The organism is Pantoea sp. X-Soil-MYKO-1289, from assembly GCF_059730625.1.
In genome coordinates this window covers 1,746,942-1,768,031 of sequence record NZ_AP036004.1, presented here as the reverse complement: position 1 = coordinate 1,768,031, position 21,090 = coordinate 1,746,942, and the positions used below count along the sequence as shown (strand labels likewise).

General features: G+C 59.7%; 17 protein-coding genes and 2 pseudogenes. 8 read left to right on the top strand and 11 right to left on the bottom strand.

Features of this window, described 5'->3' with window-relative positions; translation table 11 throughout:
- The first annotated feature begins 169 nt into the window (after positions 1 to 169).
- Together AC6I7Z_RS08455 and dcuR are read left to right on the top strand one after the other, a co-directional pair.
- Positions 170 to 1,783 carry a sensor histidine kinase gene (locus AC6I7Z_RS08455; RefSeq protein ID WP_497813849.1) on the top strand — a complete coding sequence of 538 codons (1,614 nt, stop codon included), beginning with the start codon at positions 170 to 172 and terminating at the stop codon, positions 1,781 to 1,783.
- A complete protein-coding gene (gene dcuR / locus AC6I7Z_RS08450; protein WP_033747696.1) occupies positions 1,780 to 2,499 on the top strand; it encodes a two-component system response regulator DcuR in 720 nt (239 codons plus the stop codon). Before AC6I7Z_RS08455 ends, dcuR begins: the two co-directional genes overlap by 4 nt.
- On the opposite strand, the gene AC6I7Z_RS08445 is transcribed toward dcuR, so the two are convergent.
- Together AC6I7Z_RS08445 and AC6I7Z_RS08440 are read right to left on the bottom strand one after the other, a co-directional pair.
- The gene (locus tag AC6I7Z_RS08445) at positions 2,480 to 3,454 is read right to left on the bottom strand and encodes an FAD:protein FMN transferase (protein ID WP_497813848.1); all 975 of its coding nucleotides are present in this window, start codon (positions 3,452 to 3,454) and stop codon (positions 2,480 to 2,482) included. The genes dcuR and AC6I7Z_RS08445 overlap by 20 nt on opposite strands.
- A 78-nt stretch (positions 3,455 to 3,532) precedes the next feature.
- Positions 3,533 to 6,310: a flavocytochrome c gene (locus AC6I7Z_RS08440; protein ID WP_497813847.1), complete on the bottom strand. Its 2,778-nt coding sequence runs from the start codon at positions 6,308 to 6,310 to the stop codon at positions 3,533 to 3,535.
- A gap of 574 nt (positions 6,311 to 6,884) precedes the next feature.
- Between AC6I7Z_RS08440 and AC6I7Z_RS08435 the strand changes: the two genes are divergently transcribed.
- Together AC6I7Z_RS08435 and fumA are read left to right on the top strand one after the other, a co-directional pair.
- Complete coding sequence (locus AC6I7Z_RS08435; RefSeq protein WP_048786423.1) at positions 6,885 to 8,393, top strand: anion permease; 1,509 nt, start codon at positions 6,885 to 6,887, stop codon at positions 8,391 to 8,393.
- Positions 8,394 to 8,546: 153 nt separating this feature from the next.
- Positions 8,547 to 10,193 (top strand): class I fumarate hydratase FumA, encoded by a 1,647-nt coding sequence (gene fumA, locus AC6I7Z_RS08430; protein WP_312059045.1) that lies wholly within the window; start codon positions 8,547 to 8,549, stop codon positions 10,191 to 10,193.
- Positions 10,194 to 10,408: 215 nt separating this feature from the next.
- Here the strand turns inward: fumA and AC6I7Z_RS08425 are convergent, their stop codons facing one another.
- Positions 10,409 to 10,576: a hypothetical protein gene (locus AC6I7Z_RS08425; protein ID WP_497813846.1), complete on the bottom strand. Its 168-nt coding sequence runs from the start codon at positions 10,574 to 10,576 to the stop codon at positions 10,409 to 10,411.
- A 180-nt stretch (positions 10,577 to 10,756) separates the two neighbouring features.
- Positions 10,757 to 12,277, bottom strand: coding sequence for an acetaldehyde dehydrogenase ExaC (gene exaC, locus AC6I7Z_RS08420; protein ID WP_216492407.1), 1,521 nt, complete (start codon positions 12,275 to 12,277; stop codon positions 10,757 to 10,759).
- A 234-nt stretch (positions 12,278 to 12,511) separates the two neighbouring features.
- Between exaC and AC6I7Z_RS08415 the strand changes: the two genes are divergently transcribed.
- Positions 12,512 to 13,075, top strand: a complete 564-nt coding sequence (locus AC6I7Z_RS08415; RefSeq protein ID WP_497813845.1) for a class I SAM-dependent methyltransferase — start codon at positions 12,512 to 12,514, stop codon at positions 13,073 to 13,075.
- Here AC6I7Z_RS08415 and AC6I7Z_RS08410 read toward each other — a convergent pair.
- A pseudogene (locus tag AC6I7Z_RS08410) lies at positions 13,063 to 13,786 on the bottom strand (glutamine amidotransferase). The gene AC6I7Z_RS08415 and the pseudogene AC6I7Z_RS08410 sit on opposite strands and share 13 nt — an antisense overlap.
- A gap of 182 nt (positions 13,787 to 13,968) precedes the next feature.
- On the opposite strand from AC6I7Z_RS08410, the gene AC6I7Z_RS08405 reads away from it, so the two are divergent.
- Positions 13,969 to 14,853, top strand: a complete 885-nt coding sequence (locus AC6I7Z_RS08405; RefSeq protein WP_497813844.1) for a DMT family transporter — start codon at positions 13,969 to 13,971, stop codon at positions 14,851 to 14,853.
- Positions 14,854 to 14,900: 47 nt separating this feature from the next.
- Positions 14,901 to 16,265, top strand: a complete 1,365-nt coding sequence (locus AC6I7Z_RS08400) for a CoA transferase (RefSeq protein ID WP_497813843.1) — start codon at positions 14,901 to 14,903, stop codon at positions 16,263 to 16,265.
- 11 nt (positions 16,266 to 16,276) lie between these two features.
- Here AC6I7Z_RS08400 and AC6I7Z_RS08395 read toward each other — a convergent pair whose 3' ends face one another.
- The gene (locus AC6I7Z_RS08395) at positions 16,277 to 16,843 is read right to left on the bottom strand and encodes a TorD/DmsD family molecular chaperone (protein WP_497813842.1); all 567 of its coding nucleotides are present in this window, start codon (positions 16,841 to 16,843) and stop codon (positions 16,277 to 16,279) included.
- Between the two features lie 23 nt (positions 16,844 to 16,866).
- A pseudogene (locus AC6I7Z_RS08390) lies at positions 16,867 to 16,986 on the bottom strand (phosphatase); the annotation flags it as partial.
- Positions 16,987 to 17,035: 49 nt separating this feature from the next.
- Between AC6I7Z_RS08390 and AC6I7Z_RS08385 the strand changes: the two are divergent.
- Positions 17,036 to 17,245, top strand: coding sequence for a hypothetical protein (locus tag AC6I7Z_RS08385; RefSeq protein ID WP_497813841.1), 210 nt, complete (start codon positions 17,036 to 17,038; stop codon positions 17,243 to 17,245).
- A 191-nt stretch (positions 17,246 to 17,436) separates the two neighbouring features.
- On the opposite strand, the gene AC6I7Z_RS08380 is transcribed toward AC6I7Z_RS08385, so the two are convergent.
- From AC6I7Z_RS08380 to ghrA, 4 genes are all read right to left on the bottom strand, one after another.
- Entirely contained in the window at positions 17,437 to 17,928 is a 492-nt protein-coding gene (locus AC6I7Z_RS08380) for an Hcp family type VI secretion system effector (protein ID WP_497813840.1), read from the bottom strand.
- A gap of 248 nt (positions 17,929 to 18,176) precedes the next feature.
- A complete protein-coding gene (locus AC6I7Z_RS08375) occupies positions 18,177 to 18,689 on the bottom strand; it encodes a DUF2778 domain-containing protein (RefSeq protein ID WP_497813839.1) in 513 nt (170 codons plus the stop codon).
- A gap of 520 nt (positions 18,690 to 19,209) precedes the next feature.
- Positions 19,210 to 19,947, bottom strand: coding sequence for a phosphatase (locus tag AC6I7Z_RS08370; RefSeq protein ID WP_033789684.1), 738 nt, complete (start codon positions 19,945 to 19,947; stop codon positions 19,210 to 19,212).
- Positions 19,948 to 19,998: 51 nt separating this feature from the next.
- A complete protein-coding gene (ghrA, locus tag AC6I7Z_RS08365) occupies positions 19,999 to 20,940 on the bottom strand; it encodes a glyoxylate/hydroxypyruvate reductase GhrA (RefSeq protein WP_497813838.1) in 942 nt (313 codons plus the stop codon).
- Between the last annotated feature and the right edge of the window lie 150 nt (positions 20,941 to 21,090).

The following is a 21,090-nucleotide window of genomic DNA, read 5'->3' as shown; positions in this document are numbered from 1 at the left end:
TCTTACTTTCCAGCCCCTTTCCGACCGCATATCTTCTGAACTAAACACAGGCGCTTCTCGCCCGGACAACGCCCGCTAACCAACGGCTCATCCCGCTTCGCGCTAAAAACCTTTGCAAAGCCCCACAGAAAGCGATAATACCCCACCGCTTTCCGACAAAGGACCGACGATGCGCGACACTCCGCAAGGCAACCTGACCCGCAAAAAACATATGAAGCTCAGCACGCTGGTTACGCTGATGATCGGCGCGGTAGTGACCTTCGTGCTGCTCAGCGTGCATCTGCTCTACTTCTTTCAGATCGGCAACGCCACGCAGAAGCAGCTGGAAGATAAGGCGATGGCCGTGGCGCGCACGCTGGCGGACGTGCCTGCCATTCAGCAGGCGCTGAGCGGGCCGCCGGACGCCGGCATTATCCAGCCCATCGCCCGCGCGGCGCAGCAGCACAACAATCTGCTGTTCGTGGTGGTGACCAATATGCAGGGCATCCGCTACTCCCATCTTAATCCGGCGCTGATCGGCCGGCACTTTATCGGCGACGACATCAATCCGGCGCTGCAGGGCAAAGAGAACGTCTCGGTCAATCGCGGCTCGCTGGCGGAGGCGCTGCGCGTCTTTACGCCGGTCTATAACGCGCAGCAGCAGCAGATCGGCGTGGTGTCGATAGGCATCTCGCTGGAGGCGGTCAGCGATCAGATCAACCAGAGCCGCTGGAGCATTATCTGGACCATTCTGATCGGCGCGCTGGCGGGCGCGCTGGGCACGCTGGCGCTGGTGAAAACCCTGAAGCGCATCCTCTTCGGGCTCGAACCCTGGGAGATCTCCTCGCTGTTCGAGCAGCGCCAGGCGATTCTGCACTCGGTTAAAGAGGGCGTCATTGCGGTGGACGCTCATGCCGAGGTGTCGCTGATCAACGAGGCGGCGCAAAAGCTGCTGACGGAAGAGAGTTCCGGCAGCATGGAGGAGGCCAGCGTCATCCACGCCCAGCTGCAGGAGACGCTGGCTACCGGCCGCGCGCGGCGCGACGAAGAGCTGAATATCAACGGCCACGTGCTGCTGAGCAACACCGTGCCGGTCTACAGCCAGCAGCGGCTTATCGGCGCGGTCTGCACCTTCAGGGATAAAACCGAAATCACGCGGCTGCTGCAGCGCCTGAGCGGCATGGTAAACTACGTCGACGCGCTGCGTGAGCGCTCGCATGAGTTTATGAATAAGCTGCACGTGATCCTTGGCCTGCTGCACATGAAAAACTATGCGCAGGTCGAAGCCTATATTTTAAAAACGGCGAACAACTACCAGACCGAAATCGGTTCGCTGCTCGACAAAATCAAGTCGCCGGTGATCGCCGGCTTCCTGCTGAGTAAAATCAATCGCGCCTCGGACAGCGGCCATCGTCTGACGCTGAGCGATGCCAGCTTCCTGCCCGATATCGGCAACGAGCAGCAGATCGCCGTACTGATCACCGTGCTCGGCAATCTGATCGAGAACGCGCTCGACGCGCTGGGCAGTGAACACAACGGCGATATTCACGTGATGCTGCACTACCAGAACGGCTGGCTGGCGTGCGAGGTCAGCGACGACGGGCCAGGCATCCCGACCGACCAGCTGGATGCTATCTTTGACAAAGGCTTTTCAACCAAAGGCGAGGATCGCGGCGTCGGGCTTTATCTGCTGAAGCAGCAGACGGAAAGCCTCGGCGGCAGCGTCAGCGTGGAGTCGGAACCCGGCGTGTTTACCCAATTTTTTGTACAACTTCCCTGGGATGGAGGCAACAAAACCGCATGATCAATGTGTTAGTGGTCGATGATGACGCTATGGTCGCCGAGCTGAATCGCGTTTACGTCGGGCAGGTGCCGGGCTTTCACTGCGTCGGCACGGCGTCGACGCTGCAGCAGGCGAAAGAGATGATCCTCCACAGCGAGCCCGCCGTGGATCTGGTGCTGCTTGATATCTATTTGCAGCATGAGAACGGGCTGGATCTGCTGCCGGAGCTGCGCGAGGCGAAGCAGCCTGTCGAGGTGATCATTATTTCATCCGCCGCCGACGCCGCCACCATCAAAACCTCGCTGCACTACGGCGTGGTGGATTATCTGATCAAACCTTTCCAGTTCCCGCGTTTCGAAGAGGCGCTCACCAACTGGCGGCAGAAGAAGTCGCTGATGGATAACCATCTCTACTACCAGCAGGCGGAAGTCGACCAGCTGATCCACGGCAATCCGCCCACCACCAACGACAGCAAACGGCTGCCGAAGGGGCTGACGCCGCAGACGCTGCGCACCCTGTGCCAGTGGATCGACGCCCATCCCGGCAGCGAGTTTTCCACCGACGAGCTGGCGGCGGAGGTCAATATCTCGCGCGTCTCCTGCCGCAAATACCTGATCTGGCTGGCGCAGATCAATATTCTCTTCACCAGCATCCACTATGGCGCGACCGGCCGTCCGGTCTATCGATACCGCCTGCAGCCGGAATACCATTCGCTGCTCAGGCAGTATTGTCAGTAGTCAGCTGATAGCGGCGGTCGTGCAGACGAAACGCGAACTGGCGCGACGAGGAGCAGATCACCTGCTGGTCGCGCGTCACGAATATCGCTTCGATGTGCGGCGCGTCGCGCAGCGCCGCGAGGCTCTGCTCAACGCCCAGCCCGTAGAGCAGCGTGGTGTAGATGTCGCCATCTATCGAGCGGTCGGAAATCACCGTGACGCTCAGCAGCTCGTTGTCGAGCGGATAGCCGCTGCGCGCGTCGAGGATGTGGTGATAGAGGCGGCCGTCCAGCTCGAAGTAGCGCTCGTAGACTCCAGAGGTCACCACCGATTTCCCCGCAACCTCAATCACGCCGATTAAGTCGTCAGCCTGGCCGAACGGGGTTTTCAGCCCCACCGACCAGCCGGCGGCCTGCGGCGGCGCGCCGAGCGTCTGCACGTTGCCGCCCAGGTTAATCAGCGCCCTTTCCACGCCCTGCTGGCGCAGAAAACTGCGCACCAGATCGGCGATATAGCCTTTGGCGATAGCGCCCAGATCGATCTCCATGCCTGGCTGGCGCAGAAACACGCTGCGCCGCGCAGGATCCAGCACGACCTCGCGCGGATCGGTCAGCGCCATCAGCTTTTCCAGCTCGCCCGGCGGCGGCACGCTGCGCCCCTGAAAGCCGATCTTCCAGCGCTTGACCAGCGGACCGATGGTGAAATTGAACAGGCTGTGCGGCAGCAGACTGACCTGATGCGCGCACTGAATCAGATTGAATACTTCGCGGCTGACGCAGACCGGCTCTTTGCCTGCGGCGTGGTTGATCGCCATCACCTCGGAGTGGGCGCGGTTGACGGTGAGGATATTCTCCTGATGGCGGATAAGACGGAAGACCTGCGCGGCCAGCGCCGCATTGTCCTCAAAGAGCTTAAGAAGAATGGGCGAACCCATCAGTACTGCGGAATAGGCGTAAACGCCTTCGTCGGCTGACATACTCGCCTCGGCTGTCAAAGTGGATCCGGCAACGGCGCGCCGGGTGGTGTTGCCCGATGCGCCGTTGCCGACAGCGGACTAGCCGCGCGCCAGGGCCGCCGCGTTACGTCCGGCAAGGATACCAAAGATAATGATATCCGCCACGGCGTTGCCGCCGATACGGTTGGCGCCGTGGATGCCGCCGACCACTTCCCCCGCCGCCCAGGCGCCGCGGATCACCTGTTTGTTGCTGTCGAGCACCGCGGTGTCGGTATTGATGGTCACGCCGCCCATGGTGTGATGCACCCCAGGCGCGACGCGGATGGCGTAGAACGGCCCCTGATTGAGCGGATGGCGCAGCGCGGTGGTGCGGCCGAAATCCTCATCCTTCTGATCCACCACGAACTGGTTGTAGCGCGCCAGCGTCTCCTCAAGGGTGGTGTGCTCCATATTGAGCTTCACCGCCAGCTCGCCCACGGTCGGCGCGCTGATCACAAAGCCTTTAGCGATATACTCATCGGCCGCTTTGTTGTTCGCCCGCACCTGTTCATCGAAGACCACCCAGGCGCTTTTCTCCGGCAGCGCGATAATCTGCGCGGAAACCTTGTCGCGGGTCTCCATCTCGTTGAAGAAGCGTTTGCCCTCCTGCGACACCAGGATGGCGCCGCCGCCGCGAATCGATTCAGAGATCAGATATGAGGTGGTCTGCTCAACGGTGGGATGGATCTGGATTTCGCCCATATCCACCGTATCCGCGCCCAGCTTCTGCAGCATGGCGATGCCGCTGCCAGTCGCGCCTTTATGGTTAGTGGTCACGAAGCCGTCCAGCTCAGGGCGGTATTTCACCACCATCTCGCGGTTGGCGCTGAAGCCGCCGGTGGCGACGATCACGCTTTTTGCATAGAGGATGCGGCTGTCGTAGTACTCATCCACCACCTTCACGCCGGTAACCGCGCCGTTCTCGGTGAGGATTTCAGCAACTGAGGTATCCAGCAGCACTTCGATATTGCGCTTGTTGATGTTTTTCACCAGGCCGCTGATCAGGTAGCCGCCCACCGCCGAACGGTCCGCAGGGCGGTGCGTACGGTCGATGCTCATGCCGCCGGTGATGGTGATATCGTTCAGCTCAATGCCGTGATCCGCCAGCCAGTCGATCGCTTCCGGCGCCAGCTCGACGAACTCGCGCAGCAGCACCGGGTTGTTTTTATGCTGACCGCCTTTCAGCGTCTCCTGATAGAACAGCTCTTTGCTGTCTTTGATGCCCTTCATCGCCTGGAAGCGGGTTTCCGCCGCGTTCATCCCTACCGAAGCTTTGATGGTGTTGCCGCCGATGGTCGGCATCTTCTCGATGATCACCACGCGCGCGCCTTCGTCGTGCGCCTGAATCGCCGCCGCCAGGCCTGCGCCGCCGCTGCCGATCACCACCACGTCGTAGTTCTGCGGCGCAGCGGGGTTGCCGCCCTCTTCAATCACATACTCTTTGCTGGAGGTGGAGAGCGCGCGCGATACCGCTTTTTTCAGCGCCTCGCTCTGGGTAGTGGCGCCGCTGATGGCGTCGACGTGCGGGCTGTTGGCCACCAGAATGCGGTTACGCAGGCTTTCAAAGGTCTCGGTGAAATCGACGTCCAGCGTATCGTCCGGCACCATCGAAATATCGGTGATGCGGTCGGTATCGAGGGTGACGTTGATTTTCAGCTTCAGCGCTTCCGCCTCGACTTTCTCCTGATAGACGCCCGCCTTGTATTTGCGGCCCGGCGCGCTCACTTCGCGGATCATCGCGTCCACCAGCGAGAAGCGCCACAGCGGTTCCGGGATCATCAGCGCTTCGCGCTGGGTGCTGTCGATATAGAGGTCGAGATGCTCGTTGTTCAGCACGCGATCCGCCCAGTCCGGGTAGGCGATGCAGGCTTTGCCGATCGCCACCAGATCGTAGCCGTGCTCCAGCGCCATCTCCACGTCGGCTTTATTCACCACGCCGCCGACGCCGATAACCGGCACCTTCGCCAGCCGTTCGGAACGCTGCGCGATATATTTGTCGATCAGCGGCATCGGGTCGCGGGTATCGACAATAGAGGGACGCAGCAGCTGGCCCATGGAAAAGTGCACGTAGTCGAGGCCGCGCTCCGCCAGTTTTTCCAGCAGATAGAGCGTGTCGGCAAAGCGAATGCCGGGCACTTCAATCTCTTCCGGCGAGAAGCGATAGCCGATGATAAAGGTGTTGTGCGCGATGCGCTCCGCCATTTTGTGGGCGATATCCAGCACCGCCAGCGGGAAACGGGCGCGGTTTTCGCGGCTGCCGCCCCACTTGTCGTCGCGCTGGTTGGAGTTAGGGGAAAAGAACTGCTGGATCAGATAGGTATTGGCGCCGTGCAGCTCCACGCCGTCGAAGCCCGCCTTGATGGCGCGGTTCACCGCGTCGCCGAATTTGGTGATCATCACTTCGACTTCATCGGCGGTCAGCGCCTGCGGGGTGGTCGCGCCTTCGCGCGGTGCGGCGATGGCGCTAGGGCCCACCGGCGTTTTGCCGCCGATCAGCCCAGGTTCCACCATACGGCCGCCGTGGTAAATCTGCAGGATAGCCGTCGAGCCCTGCGATTTAATCGCGTCGGCGATGCGCGCCAGGCCCGCGATTTTGTTGTCGCTGTCAATGCCGATGGCGCCGGGAAAGGCGGGGCCTTTGTTATCGATAAAACAGGACTCGACGATAACCGTACCGAGCGTGCCTGCACGCGCGCGGTAGTACTCAACCAGCTCGCTGGTCACGGTGCCGTCATAAAATCCCGTACAGGTGGTCATCGGCGCCATGACCAGACGATTTTTTAATACCGCGCCGTTGGGCAAAGTCAGCGGATTTAAAAGCGGGGTGCGAGTATTCATTAGATTAACTCCGGAAATTAAAAGCTGAGAAATTCTGCGGACGAGGCACTCTGGTGATTATTTAAAGGTCCGGCTTAATGCCACTAATATACCAGTTACTTTAGCTACAAAAGAAATGAATATAGTTATAAAACTTTTAAAGGAGCGGAGTTATTTATTTTGCAAAGACTGAGATTTTAGTTATAGTAATGTTAGCGAAAGCGCTGAAAAAATCAAATTATTGTTATAATCAAAAATTAATTCATATTTTTCAATAAGGTAAAAGCGATGAAATTTGCAGAAAAAAGCGCCAGTAACGCCACTCCTCGCTTCAGAATCTTCTTAAGAGCGCAGCGCGGCTTTTAAAGCCTTAATCGCAATTAAATGGCAAACTCACTCTTTGATCTAGATCAAAATTTACTATTATGGCAGGCGCATCATATAGCCACGGCGCAAAAGTTTATTTAATAAAGTTGTCATGTGAAGACGTTATTCAATAAGGTTTTGCTGAAGGCGTTATACGCGCACTAAATAAACGGTGCATCAACAAAGCCGACACTCTCTTCTTTATAACTTGCAGACCCTCACTATGAACATGAAAACGACGCTGAACGAAGCCGCGCAACCTGCGCCCGTCCCGCCGCCGGGACAACACAAACGCTGGATCATGCTGGCGCTGCCCATCGTGGTCGCCGCCCTGCTGCTGCTGGTGCCGACGCCCGCCGGACTCGAGCCCTATGCCTGGCACTTTTTCGCTATCTTTGTCGGCGTGATCGTCGGCCTGATCTTCGAACCGCTGCCGGGCGCGGTCATCGGCCTGACCGGCGTGGTGGTCATCGCCCTCTTCAGCCAGTTCGTGCTGTTTAGCCCCGCCGAGCTGGCGAAGCCGGGCTTCAAGGTCGCCACCGAGGCCTTTAAATGGGGCGTAAGCGGTTTCGGCAACTCCACCGTCTGGCTGATTTTCGGCGCCTTTATGTTTGCCGCCGGCTACGATAAAACTCAGTTCGGCCGTCGCCTGGCGCTGATTCTGGTGAAGTATCTTGGCCGTCGCAGCCTGACGCTCGGCTACGCCATTACCTTCGCCGATCTGCTGCTGGCGCCCTTTACGCCGTCGAACACCGCGCGCAGCGGCGGCACCATCTACCCGATTATCGCCAACCTGCCGCCGCTCTACGGCTCTAAACCCAACGACCCGAGCGCGCGCCGCATCGGCTCTTATCTGATGTGGGTCGCCATTACCGCCGCCTGTATCACCAGCTCTATGTTCCTGTCGGCGCTGGCGCCGAACCTGCTGGCGCTGGCGCTGGTGAAAAGCGTCGTGGGCTTCGATATCTCCTGGGGCATGTGGTTCCTCGCCTTCCTGCCGCTCGGCGTGCTGCTGATCCTGACCATGCCGCTGCTGGCGTACTGGCTCTATCCGCCGGAAGTGAAGGTCAACGACGAAGTGCCGCGCTGGGCCACTGCCGAGCTGCAAAAGCTGGGCAAACTGTCGCGCAACGAGATTCTGCTGCTGATTTTCGTGGTGTGCGCGCTGCTGATGTGGATTTTCGCCACCGCCTGGATCGAGCCTGCGATGGCTGCGCTGCTGGTTATTATCCTGATGCTCTGGACCGGCGTGCTGAACTGGAGCGACATCACCAGCAATAAAGCGGCGTGGAATACCTTCGCCTGGTTCGCCACCCTCGTAGCCCTGGCGGATGGCCTGGCGCGCGTCGGCTTTATCGCCTGGCTGGGCAAAGAGGGCGGCATGCTGCTGCAGGGGTATGACCCGCAGGTCTCCGCGGTGGTATTGCTTATCGCCTTCTATCTGCTGCACTACCTGTTCGCCAGCACCACGGCGCACACCACCGCGCTGCTCCCGGCAATGCTGACCATCGCCGCAGCGATCCCGGGCATCAATATGCCGGTGTTCTGCCTGATGCTCTGTACCTCGCTTGGCGTGATGGGGATTATCACCCCTTACGGCACCGGCCCCAGCCCGATTTACTACGGCAGCGGCTATCTGCCGACCAAAGACTACTGGCGTCTGGGCACCATTTTCGGCCTGCTGTTCCTGGTGCTGCTGATGCTGATCGCCTATCCGTGGATGGTGATGATGTTCTAAAGCAGGCGACGAAACAGGTTAATAAAGTGTAAAATCCTTTCCCTTCAGCTTACGCCAGCCGCGTCCCGCGCGGCTGGCGAAATAAAAACCAACAAATTTGCGGCTGTTCGTCTCGCGCTGCGCGAGCCGTCGCCGCCGCATAAGTGAGCCGAGATGTCGAACAAACCTTTCTACTATCAAGAGCCCTTTCCGCTGTCCCACGATGATACCCAGTACTATCTGCTGACGCGCGAGCACGTCTCCGTCGCCAGCTTCGAAGGCGAAGAGGTGCTGAAGGTCGATCCCAAAGCGCTGACCCTGCTGGCGCAGCAGGCATTTCACGACGCCTCTTTTATGCTGCGTCCGGCGCACCAGCAGCAGGTCGCCTCTATCCTCGCCGACGATGAAGCGAGCGAGAACGACAAATATGTCGCCCTGCAGTTTCTGCGCAACTCGGAGATCGCCGCCAAAGGCGTGCTGCCCACCTGCCAGGATACCGGCACGGCGATTATCATGGGCAAAAAAGGCCAGCGCGTCTGGACCGGCGGCGGTGACGAAGCCGCGCTGTCACAGGGCGTCTATAACACCTTTATCGAAGATAACCTGCGCTATTCCCAGAACGCCGCCCTCGATATGTATAACGAGGTGAACACCGGTACCAATCTGCCGGCGCAGATCGATATCTACAGCACCGACGGCGACGAATATAAGTTCCTCTGCATCGCCAAGGGCGGCGGCTCAGCCAACAAAACCTATCTCTACCAGGAGACCAAAGCGCTGCTCTCGCCCGGCAAGCTGAAGAATTATCTGGTGGATAAGATGATGTCGCTCGGCACCGCCGCCTGTCCGCCCTATCACATCGCGTTCGTGATTGGCGGCACCTCGGCGGAGGCGACGCTGAAGACCGTGAAGCTCGCCTCGACGCACTATTACGATAGCCTGCCGACCAGCGGCAACGAGCATGGCCAGGCGTTCCGCGATCTGGCGCTGGAGCAGGAACTGCTGGAGGCGGCGCAGCAGCTCGGCCTCGGCGCGCAGTTCGGCGGCAAATATTTCGCGCATGATATCCGCGTAATCCGCCTGCCGCGCCATGGCGCTTCCTGTCCGGTCGGCATGGGCGTCTCCTGCTCGGCAGACCGCAATATCAAAGCGAAGATCAATCGCGACGGCATCTGGATTGAGAAGCTGGAAGACAACCCGGCACAGTATATTCCGGAAGCGCTGCGTCAGCAGGGCGAAGGCGGCGTAGTGAGCGTCGATCTTAACCGGCCGATGAAAGAGATTCTGGCGCAGCTCTCCGCTTATCCGGTCTCTACGCGTCTGTCGCTGAGCGGCACCATTATCGTGGCGCGCGATATCGCGCACGCCAAGCTGAAAGAGCGTATCGACAGCGGCGAAGGGCTGCCGCAGTACGTGAAAGATCACCCGATCTATTACGCCGGTCCGGCCAAGACCCCGGCAGGCTACGCTTCCGGCTCGCTTGGCCCGACTACCGCTGGCCGCATGGACTCCTACGTTGACCTGCTGCAGTCGCACGGCGGCAGCATGATTATGCTGGCGAAGGGCAACCGCAGCCAGCAGGTGACGGACGCCTGCCAGAAGCACGGCGGGTTCTATCTCGGCAGCATTGGCGGCCCGGCAGCGGTGCTGGCACAGCAGAGCATTAAAAAGCTGGAGTGTGTGGAGTATGCCGAGCTGGGGATGGAGGCGATCTGGAAGATTGAGGTTGAGAACTTCCCGGCCTTTATCCTCGTGGACGATAAAGGCAACGACTTCTTTAAGCAGATTCAGGACAGCACCTGCGCGCGCTGCGTGAAATAAACCTTAACTACCTCGTAGAAGGCGTGGCATTTGTGCTCACGCGGCTGGCAGGGTTCGATCGCAAAGGCGCTTTACGCATCCCTGCTCGCTCGGCCCGCGACATCCCTGTCGCGGGACGCTTTGCTCCTCGAACCCAGCCAGCCGCGTATTAAGCCTCTGAGCTGCCTGCCAGAACAGATTTCAGGTACCCTGTACTCAGGTAACGCTACAGCTCGTTACCAGAAACGCGGCACTTCCGCCGCATCGCTCGCTTCTCCCGCCTGCAGTCGTGCGGCGGCATCCTCATTGCGCAGCGAGACCGGCAGATTAACCGCAATAATGCTGTACTCCACGCCGTCCAGCACCTCGTCATGTTCGCTCAGCACGTTATACCATTCGTTCATCAACATTCCTTATTCAGTTCGGCCTCAGGCCCGTCAGGAACCACTGTCCTGACCATGCCATAGCAATTTTACACGGTTATGACAGGTAACAATGGGTCGAAAAAACGCGAAATGCGCTGGGATAAATATGAAATAAAAACGGCGCGCTGCCCAGAGAGTAGCGCGCCGCAGAGTGCGAAATCAGAAGAAACCGAGCGGCTGAACGCTATAGCTCACCAGCAAATTTTTGGTCTGCTGATAGTGATCCAGCATCATCTTGTGCGTCTCGCGTCCAATGCCCGATTTTTTATAGCCGCCAAAGGCAGCGTGGGCCGGATAGAGGTGATAGCAGTTGGTCCAGACGCGCCCCGCCTTGATGGCGCGGCCGACGCGATAGGCGCGGTTGATATCGCGCGTCCAGACGCCTGCGCCTAACCCGTAAATCGAGTCGTTGGCGATGGCGATCGCTTCCGCCTCATCCTTAAAGGTGGTAATGCCGACCACCGGCCCGAAAATCTCCTCCTGGAAGACGCGCATGCTGTTGTCGCCCTTCAGCAGCGTCGGTTGAATGTAGTAGCCGCTGGCGAGAGCGCCTTCCAGCTTCTCCACGCCGCCGCCGGTCAGCACCTCCGCGCCCTCCTGACGAGCGATCTCCAGATAGGAGAGGATCTTGTCGAACTGCTGCTGCGACGCCTGCGCGCCGACCATGGTTTCGCTGTCCATCGGATCGCCGCGCTTAATGGTTTTGATGCGCTTCATCACCGCCGCCATAAAGGGCTCGTAGATCGACTCCTGCACCAGCGCGCGCGACGGACAGGTACACACCTCGCCCTGATTCAGAAAGCCGAGCACCACCCCTTCGGCCGCCTTCTCGATAAAGCTCTCCTCCGCCTGCATGATATCTTCGAAGAAGATGTTCGGCGATTTGCCGCCCAGCTCGACGGTTGAGGGGATCATGCTCTTCGCCGCCAGCTCGAGAATATGGCCGCCGGTCGCCGTGGAGCCGGTAAAGGCCACTTTGGCGATATCGGGATGGGAGGCCAGCGCCTCGCCCGCCTCTTTGCCGTAGCCGTGCACCACGTTCAACACGCCGGGCGGCAGCAGATCTTTGATCAGCTCGACAAACAGGGTAATACTCAGCGGCGTCTGCTCGGCCGGCTTCAGCACCACGCAGTTGCCCGCGCCCAGCGCCGGAGCCAGCTTCCACGCCGCCATCAGCAGCGGGAAATTCCAGGGGATAATCTGCGCCACCACGCCGAGCGGCTCATGGAAATGGTAGGCGGCGGTAAACTCGTCGATCTCGGCGGCAGTGCCCTCCTGCGCCCGCACGCAGCCGGCGAAATAGCGGAAGTGATCCACCGCCAGCGGCATATCGGCGGCCAGGGTTTCGCGCACCGGTTTGCCGTTATCCCAGGTCTCGTTCACCGCCATATATTCCAGATTTTGCTCTAGCCGATCGGCGATCCTGAGCAGCGCCAGCGAGCGCTGCTGCGGCGAGGTTTTGCCCCAGGCTTCAGCGGCGGCGTGCGCGGCGGCGACGGCATTGTCCACGTCCGCCTTGTCCGAGCGGGGAAATTCCCCCGCGACCGAACCGTTGACCGGCGACGTGTTGGTGAAGTAGTTGCCGTTCACCGGCGTCACGAATTCGCCGTTAATAAAGTTGCCGTAGGTTTTCTGCAGCTGAATCAGAGAACCCTGTTCCCCGGGAGAGGCGTAACGCATGGTGAATCTCCTTAACATGGCAGTATTTGAAACAACAATGAAACTTGCTGTTAACAATGAATGAACAAAGCCAGCCTGTCAGATGTTGCAGTCGGAAACTGTGACCGCCGCAAAGGAAAAGCGCGCCGCCCGTGCGCACGGATAATTCTGAGAATAAGCCGAGGCGCGGAAAAAAAGCGAAACCTCGAGCCGGAACAGGGTCAACAGAGAAGGTTAATCACAGGAGAGAGTGACATGCTGGCTTCGGCTTTTACCCTTATGCGCGCAAAAGCAGACTTTATTCATCAGTTTATTCGCCATCCGCGCAAGATGGGCAGCATTACGCCCTCGTCGGCGGCGCTGTGCCGCGCCATGAGCGACAGCGTCTGCTGGCGCAGCGCCCTGCGCGTCGCGGAACTGGGCGCGGGCGACGGCGTGCTGACGCGTCACTTGCTGGCGCGTATGCAGCCGCAGGCGAAACTGGATGCATTTGAGATCAGCGCACCGCTGGCGGATAAGCTGCGCGCGCTGGAGGATGCGCGCCTGCAGGTACGCAGCTGTTCGGCGGCTTATCTGACCGGCGAGTATGACGCGATCTTTTCCGGCCTGCCGCTGCTGTCGCTGCCGCCGGCGCTGCGCGACGACATTCTGCGCGCCGCGTTCAACGCGCTCGGCCCGGACGGCGTTTTCGTGCAGTTTCAGTACACCTCCATCACCCAGCCCGATCTCTCGCGCTACTTTATCTGGCAGCGTCAGCGGGTGCTAAAAAACGTGCCGCCCGCCTGGGTTTATCGCTGCCGGCGCAGCTACGCGCCCTGAGCCTGGCTCTGCTGCGGACGCGTCTGCTGCCAGAACGCCGTCAGCAGCTGTCGCGCCCAGTCCGCGCCCTCGATATCCGCGCCGCTGTCGCTGACGCCCTGCGGCAGGCTGGCGCTCATAATATGGCGTGAGAATTCCGGGTGAAACTGCACCGACAGCGCCTGCGGCGAATAGCGCAGGATCTGGCAGGGATCTTTCTCGGAGGTGGCGAGCACCTGCGCCTGCGGCGGCGGGGTAATCACCGACTGGCGGTGCGACAGCCAGGCGCTGAAGCGTTCCGGCAGCGCCGAAAGCAGCGTGTCGCGCTGCATCGCCGCTTTACAGGTCAGCGGCAGCAGGCCGCGCTCCCAGCCGTTGGGGTTGTCCGCCACCTTGCCGCCCAGCGCGTAGGCCATCAGCTGATGGCCGTAGCAGACGCCCAGCAGCGGCAGCTCAGCGTCGATCGCCGCCCGCACCCACGCCGCGCTGCGCTCGCTCCACTCGGCGTGGTCGGTCACCATCGCCCACGAAACCGCTGAGGATAGCGCCGCTGATCTGGTCAAACTGCGGCAGCGATTCGCCAAGGTGCGGGCGCACAATAAGATAGTCATCAGGTTGCAGATCAAGCGCGTCAATAAACCAGCGCGGCTGTTCGCCAATACGCTCAACCACGTCGGCAGGCGGCACTTCCAGTTGAATCAGAGCAAGGGGCAAAGAGGAGGTGGAATTCATACCGAATGGGTTCCCTGGCAGGTTAGCGTCTCGGTGAACCAGTCTGCCAGCAAAGCGGCGGCCTGTCTTATGATTTTCCTGCCGCTGTCATAACAGAAAAATATTTGTCATCGCCTGTCGGCGTCTCACCGCTTCGTGCCATCATTAGGGCGTGGCGAAAAACAACAGCGAAGGACGGGATTGTGGCTCTGCGGCATTTTTTTCTGATTTTAATGGTGGTCTCTATCTGGGCATTCAATAACGTGGCGGTGAAGTGGGGCCTGCTGGAGCTGCCGCCGCTGTTCCTCACCTGCATGCGCTTTGTGGTGGTGGCGATTGTGCTGATCCCCTTCTGTCGCATCACGCGTGAGCAGCTTCCCTGGCTGCTGGCGCTCGCCTTTACCTTCGGCTTTATGCACTTCTCGCTGCTGTTCGTCGGCATGCGCTATACCGACGCCGGCACCGGCGCGATTGTGGTGCAGCTCGGCACGCCGATTGCCATGCTGCTGGCGATGACGGTGCTGAAAGAGCGGCTGAGAGCGATTCAGCTGGTCGGCATCGCCCTCTCCCTGTGCGGCGTGGCGGTGCTCTCCGGCAGCCCGACCATTCCCGCCTGGTGGGTGCTGGCGATCCTGCTCTGCAGCGCCACCGGCTGGGCGGTCAGCAATCTGATCGTGAAAAAATCGCCGCCGATCAAGCCGCTGACCATGACCGGCTGGATCGCCTTTCTGGCGGTGCCCATCGTCGGCCTGTCGAGCTTCGTAATGGAGTCGCACCAGTTTTACGCCCTGAGCCAGGCGGGATGGCGCGGCTGGTTCGGCATTCTCTACAGCGCGCTCGCCTCGTCGATTGTCGCCTATACCCTCTGGTACGGGCTGCTGAAGCAGTACAACGTCAATCTGATCATGCCCTACTCGCTGCTGACGCCGGTGCTGTCGGTGCTGATGGGCATCGTGGTGCTGGGCGACAGCCTGAACACGTTTAAAATCATCGGCGCATCGCTGGTGGTGTGCGGCACGGCGATAGCGGTCATCAACCTGCGCAGCCTGCGCATGCACGCGCGCTTCCCGCGTCTGCGCCGCCGCTGAAAAAGCGGTGCTATGCTCTGGATACCGTCTGTTTCTGGAGAATGATTATGGATTATCAGCTTGCCGCGTCGCTTTGGCAGCAGCTGTGGCAAGGATTGCGTGGCCCCGGCGACGCAACCGCCCCGCCCACCTTTCTTGATACCGCGACCTTCTCATCCGCTTTCGCCGTCAGCGAGCTGGCGGCCGCCAGCATCGGGCTGGCGACCCAGGCGACGGCGGATTTTATCGGCGTCCGCCAGCCGGTAAGCGTCAACGTACGCCTCGCCTCGCGCTGGTTTCAGACCAGCTTCTTTCCCCGCAATCGCCCCGCGCCTGCGCTATGGGACGCCTTTGCCGGCGACTACCGCAGCGCCGACGGCTGGATCCGCCTGCACACCAATGCGCCGCAGCATCGCGCGGCGATGGAGCGCGTGCTGGGCCAGCATCCCGACCGCGACGCGCTGGCGCGGCAGGTGGCGCGCTGGCAGGCTGACGCGCTGGAGCAGGCGGTGGTCGACGCCGGCGGCTGCGCCGCAAAGATGCGCAGCGAACAAGCATGGCAGCAGCATCCGCAGGGCCAGGCGGTGCGCGAAGAGCCGCTGATCGCCTGGCGACGGGGCCCCGCCGCGCCTGCGCGCAGCTGGTCGATGCCCGCCGCGCGACCGCTGCTCGGCGTTCGGGTGCTGGATCTGACGCGCATCATCGCCGGGCCGGTGGCGACCCGCTTTCTCGCCAGCCTCGGCGCGCAGGTGCTGCGTCTCGATCCGCCCGGCTGGCGCGAGCCGACGCTGGATGAAGAGATCGCCTGCGGCAAACGGCGCGCCGTGGTCGACTTTAAAACGGCGGCGGGCCGCGAGACGCTGCGCGAGCTGCTGCAGCAGGCGGACGTGCTGGTGCACGGCTATCGCGCCGACGCGCTGGAGCAATTGGGATTCGACGCCGACACGCGCGCCCGGCTGGCGCCGGGTCTGGTGGACGTTAGCCTGAACGCCTGGGGCTGGCACGGCCCGTGGCGCAACCGCCGCGGTTTCGACAGTCTGGTGCAGATGGCGTGCGGCATCGCCGAGAGCGGCATGCGCTGGTCGCAAAGCAGGAAGCCGACGCCGCTGCCGGTACAGGCGCTGGATCACGCTACCGGCTATCTGATGGCCGCCGCGGCGCTGGAGGGACTGCGCCAGCGCCACGCTACCGGCTATGGCGTGGAGGCACGGCTGTCGCTGGCGCGCACCGCCCTGCTGTTGCAGCAGCATCCCAGCCGGGATGCCGCTCTGCCGGCGGGCATTAAGGCGCATGCGCAGGATACGCTGCCGACGGTTGAGCTGACGCCCTGGGGCATCGGGGAACGGCTGCGCGCCGCCGCGCGGCTACCCGGCACGCCGCAGCTCTGCGCCACACCGGGCTGCGAGCCGGGCATGCATCCGGCGCGCTGGTAAAAGGCGCGGCGTCAGGCTTCGCCGCTCTCTTCGCCGGCCTCGTTCAGCTCGTCCCACATCGCCTGGATCGCCTCACGGCTTAACATCGCCAGCGTGCGGTAAAAGGCGGTGGTAGCGTGCGCCTCGACCTTGCCGAGAAAGGCGCCGCACCAGGGCAGCAGATAGCTGTCGAACAGGGCGCACTGCGCCGCGCTCTCATCCTCCGCCGACTGATCTTCCAGCCAGGAGGCCGCCAGCATCAGCACGCCGAAGTGGTCGGCGGGCGCGTCGCTGAGCGGCATGCCGCGCGAGGCGAGAAAGGCGCGCACCTCCGGCTCCGCCTTGCCTTCCGGCCACTGCGAGGCGTAAGGCGGCACCTTACACTCGGGGCCGACGAACAGCGCATTGTAATCCGCCGCCAGCGCCTGCGGATCGCTGTTCTGCTGCAGGCGCTGCAGCAGCTCATCCTGCTCTAGCGGCCACTGCGCGCTGAGTTTGCCCTCGCGCAGCAGGGTAAACAGCGGCACCAGCAGCGGATCCTGCGGCTGGCGATTAAACAGGGAGCCGATCACGCGGCAGAGAATGGAAAACTCGTTCATGCACTATTCCAGAGGCAAAAGGGTTAAAAATCCGCCAGTTCGGCAATCTGCTTGCCGGTACGCTGCTCAAGAAAATCGAGCAGGCGGCGCGGCGTGACATTTAACACGCGATCCTCGGGAAAATCCACTGCGCGCGTGATGCGCAAGGAGTCTCTGCCGATAAGTAACCTGATTGATCAGTGGAGAGCGACAATGACGATAAAAGCTGACGCCATAACCGTTAGATCGATTATGGAATCCTTTGTAAAAGATGCGAACATGAAAGCACGATCACGCCTGATTTGTGAACGTGACAGAAATGACTGGGAAAAGTGGCTACATGTAGAGTTTGAATATTTTATTTCTCAGACAGAAAGCCTGTCGGTTGAAGGGGAAAACACCTTAGGGTTTGCTATTGTTTAATAGTGTATAAGCATAAAGCCGGATCAGGTCAGCTATCTTGATCCGGTATCGGTATCAGTATTGCCCGATTCTCAGCGAGAAATAAATGAATACATTCCGCCATTGCTTAAGCCTGTTGGACGTTTCCCATCACAGCGCTAAACCAGACCCTCAACGACTAAGGGGCGGATTGTTAAAAGTACCCTCTGATGTTACGCGGTTGGGCGCTCGTTCCAGGCGTCCGTAAACTGAATATTCCCGTCGTGAATTTTCCAGGTAATTTTCTCATACTGCAATGCGACAGACTCCATATGGTTCATTTTGTCATTGGCTGCAAGTTTGCAGTTCGGAACACCACAGTTAACACCTGTGATTTTCACGTTTTCCATCAGTACAGAGTAATAGGGTACTTCTTGTCCTGCGTCATTGATGTGATAGAAAAGGATCTCCGCGCTTTTCAGCGTCTGGCCAGTGGCAGCGGCCTTATAAAGATACGGGGTAGAACTATCCACTTCCTTTTCAATCATCATTGATGAATGTTGACGGGTTCCGGTGATCTTACCGTTAGCGTTGTCTACAGGTAAGTTTATTCCGTGGCTCAGTCCGATGATCTCAATACTGCCGTCACGATCCTGAACATCAACGGATCCCTTTATGTCTGCGCCACCATCGTCTTTAAGCCACATATACGGAGGGATTGGCATTTTACTTGCTCCTTATTTTTCGTATTAACTTCATCGTCATAAGATAAATGGCTGTTGCTGCCGCGATCTCAGTAAGGAAAGCGATATAAAAAAACACATCTTCTATGTTCTCGACGCCTGCGTCGTTATCACCATAAAAAAGGCGCACAACCCGATAGCCAAGATCATGATTAACCCATAAATAGGGATCGCCCAGGGAACGCCCAACAACGAGCAGAATTAACAGGAAGTAGACAACCTTTGCTAACCTACGGGCAACTATTCGAGCCATTCGCTACTACCTCAATCGTGCCGTATGAGTCTAAATTTTTACCCGGCACTTTCTCTTTCTTTGTACGTAACAGAGCGTCACGCAATCTGTTGAAGTCTGACTGGTGGGCAAGAGTAATGCATCCGTCTGAGACTTGTCCCGGATGGAGTCTAAAGCTACCTCTGGAAATACCCTTGTAGAATGTGGTGTCGTCAATCACTCCGTCAGCCCGAAACAGGGCGAACCATTCTGAATGATCAACATGATACATGAAGGTGCTTTTAACTACGTCAATACCCCAGGCCCGGACCTGGTTTAACTTGCTTCCGGTTGGCCTGTCTACGATGTAATACTTTCCCGGTGGAAGTGGACCATCATTGATTATCATCCCACACGCGCCCTTGTTCTTGTAAACTCCATTACCTGAAAACGCCATGAACACACCTACCCCAGCAAAGGTAAGCGGTACGTAATCAGCACCGTTTAAAATTAACTTTCCTTGTAGAGCCATAGAAACCCTTCAATTTACATGGGTATTGATCGTTAATCGTACACCTCTGTAACCGGGCTGGGGAAGGTTTTTTGCGGTAACAATTTCTGATTTTATCGTTTTTAGCAGAAATTATTTCTCTTCAGGTCTGATAATTTAGGCGCTGCCGTAATGCGACGCTGGGCTATTCCTTTGCAGTAATAACGTCTGTAGGACTGAAGCGGTCGAGATTCTATAGTCGGCCCGCTTCGATTTAACGATCTAATATTGTTCCTCTCTGCTGGCTCTGGCTTTACCAGCAAATACCCTCTGCTATTTCCCAAACTTTTTATTTAGCTTTGTATTTCTTCTCTGTCACTCATAATACCCGCAAGCAGTTCACTCTCCCTCAAACGCTTTATACAGGGGCCCTGGCACCGCTTATCAGTCTTGTCCTAATGGTGCTGAGAACAATCACAGTAGTGCTTACCATCCTGTATTCCCAGCGTCCTTTTGCGTGATCTTGCTTCTTCTGCGAAGCGTAATGCCATTGCAGTAAGGGTTAAAAATCCGCCAGTTCGGCAATCTGCTTGCCGGTACGCTGCTCCAGAAAATCGAGCAGGCGGCGCGGCGTGACATTTAACACGCGATCTTCAGGAAAATCCACTGCGCGCGTGATGCGCAGGCAGTGCTCGAAGTCGCCCAGCGTAAAGGCGGTGTGGGAATCGGAACCAAAGGCCAGTTTGCCGCCGGCGTCGCGCACCGCTTCGGCGATGGCGCGGCAGTTCGGCTCGCTGCCGGGACGTGAAGTGGTAAAAGAGGAGTTGTTGATCTCCAGCGCCACATTGTAGTGCGCAGCCGCCTCGGCGACGGCGCGGATATCGATCGGGAACTTCGGGTTGCCCGGATGGCTGATGATATGCGCCACGCCGTTCGCCATGGTGGCGATCATCGCATCGGTGTGATGGCTCTTGTCGCGCGGTGCGTAAACCGGCTCGTGAAAGCCGGCGATAATCAGATCCAGCGAGCCGAGCATCGGGCCGGAGCAGTCGATTTCGCCCTGCTGATTTTTAATGTTGGCCTCAATGCCGCGCAAAATGCCGACGCCGTCAATCACGCGCGGCCAGATCTTCATATTAACGAAGTGCCAGTAGTGCGGCGCGTCGGCCATATCGGGGCCGTGATCGGTAATGGCGAACAGCCTGATGCCGTTATTTTTTGCCTGCGCGACGTAGTCGTGCAGCGTGCTGTAGGCATGCGTGCTGGCAACGGTATGCATATGCAAATCAACGGGGTACATTATTTTCTCCTCTCTGCCGCCCGCTCGGGCGGCCAATAAGTTAACCGGAATTCAATAGCCGCGCTGGCGATCGACACAGCCCAGAGGCCGTTCGCCCGCCTCGATGGCGCCAATGCCGCGCGTGATGGCGTCCATCGCCTCATCCGTCAGGGTCAATGCCGCAATATGCGGCGTTACGGTGACGCGCGGATGACGCCATAGCGGATTCTCCTGCGGCAGCGGCTCCTGCTGGAATACGTCGAGCGCGGCGGCGCGCAGCCGTCCGCTCTCCAGCGCCGCCAGCAGATCTGCCTCCACCACCTGCGCGCCGCGCGCCATATTAAGGAAACAGGCGTGCGGCGGCAGCTGGCTCAGGGTGCGCGCGTCAAACAGGTTGCGGGTTTCCGGCGTGGTGGGCAGCAGATTGATCGCCACCTGCGCGCCGCGCAGAAAGTCGTCAAGGCTCTCGCGTCCGGCAAAGCTCTCCACGCCCGGGATGCGCTTCGGCGTCCGGCTCCAGACGCGCAGCGGAAAGCCCCAGGGCCGCAGCGCCTCGATAACGCTCTGCCCCAGCACGCCCGCGCCGAGTACGCCGACGCTGAACGTCTCGCGCGTTGTCGGCGGCAAAGGCTGCCACTGCGCCTGTTGCTGCTGTCTGGCGTAGTCGTCGAAGCGGCGAAACCAGCCGAGCACGCAGTAGAGCGCATACTCCTGCATCTGCCGCGCCATGCCGCTATCCTCCAGGCGGACCAGCGGCACCGATGGCGGCAACATATCGGGATAGCGCGCCAGCCGGCCGAGAATATCGTCTACGCCCGCGCCCATCACGAATACGCCGCGCAGTCCGGCGCGATGCGCCAGCATCTCGCGCGGCGGCTGCCACAGAATAGCGTAATCGGCGGGCGCGTCGTCGCCGGGCTGCCAGCGCCGCACCCGCGCCTGCGGCAGACGCCGCTGCATGCCCGCCAGCCAGATCTCGCCATCCTGGGTCGGGTGATACCAGATAATATCCATCTCAATCCTCGTTTTTTGCCCTCAGCCTCCGGCAAAAGCGGCGCCAGGGCAAGCAAAAACCGCCGTCCCGCCGCCAGGGCTGCTTCACATTTTCGCAGCGTCGTCGCGCCACGTTGTCAGATTGCGACTAAAGTTGTTCGAGTGGTCAAT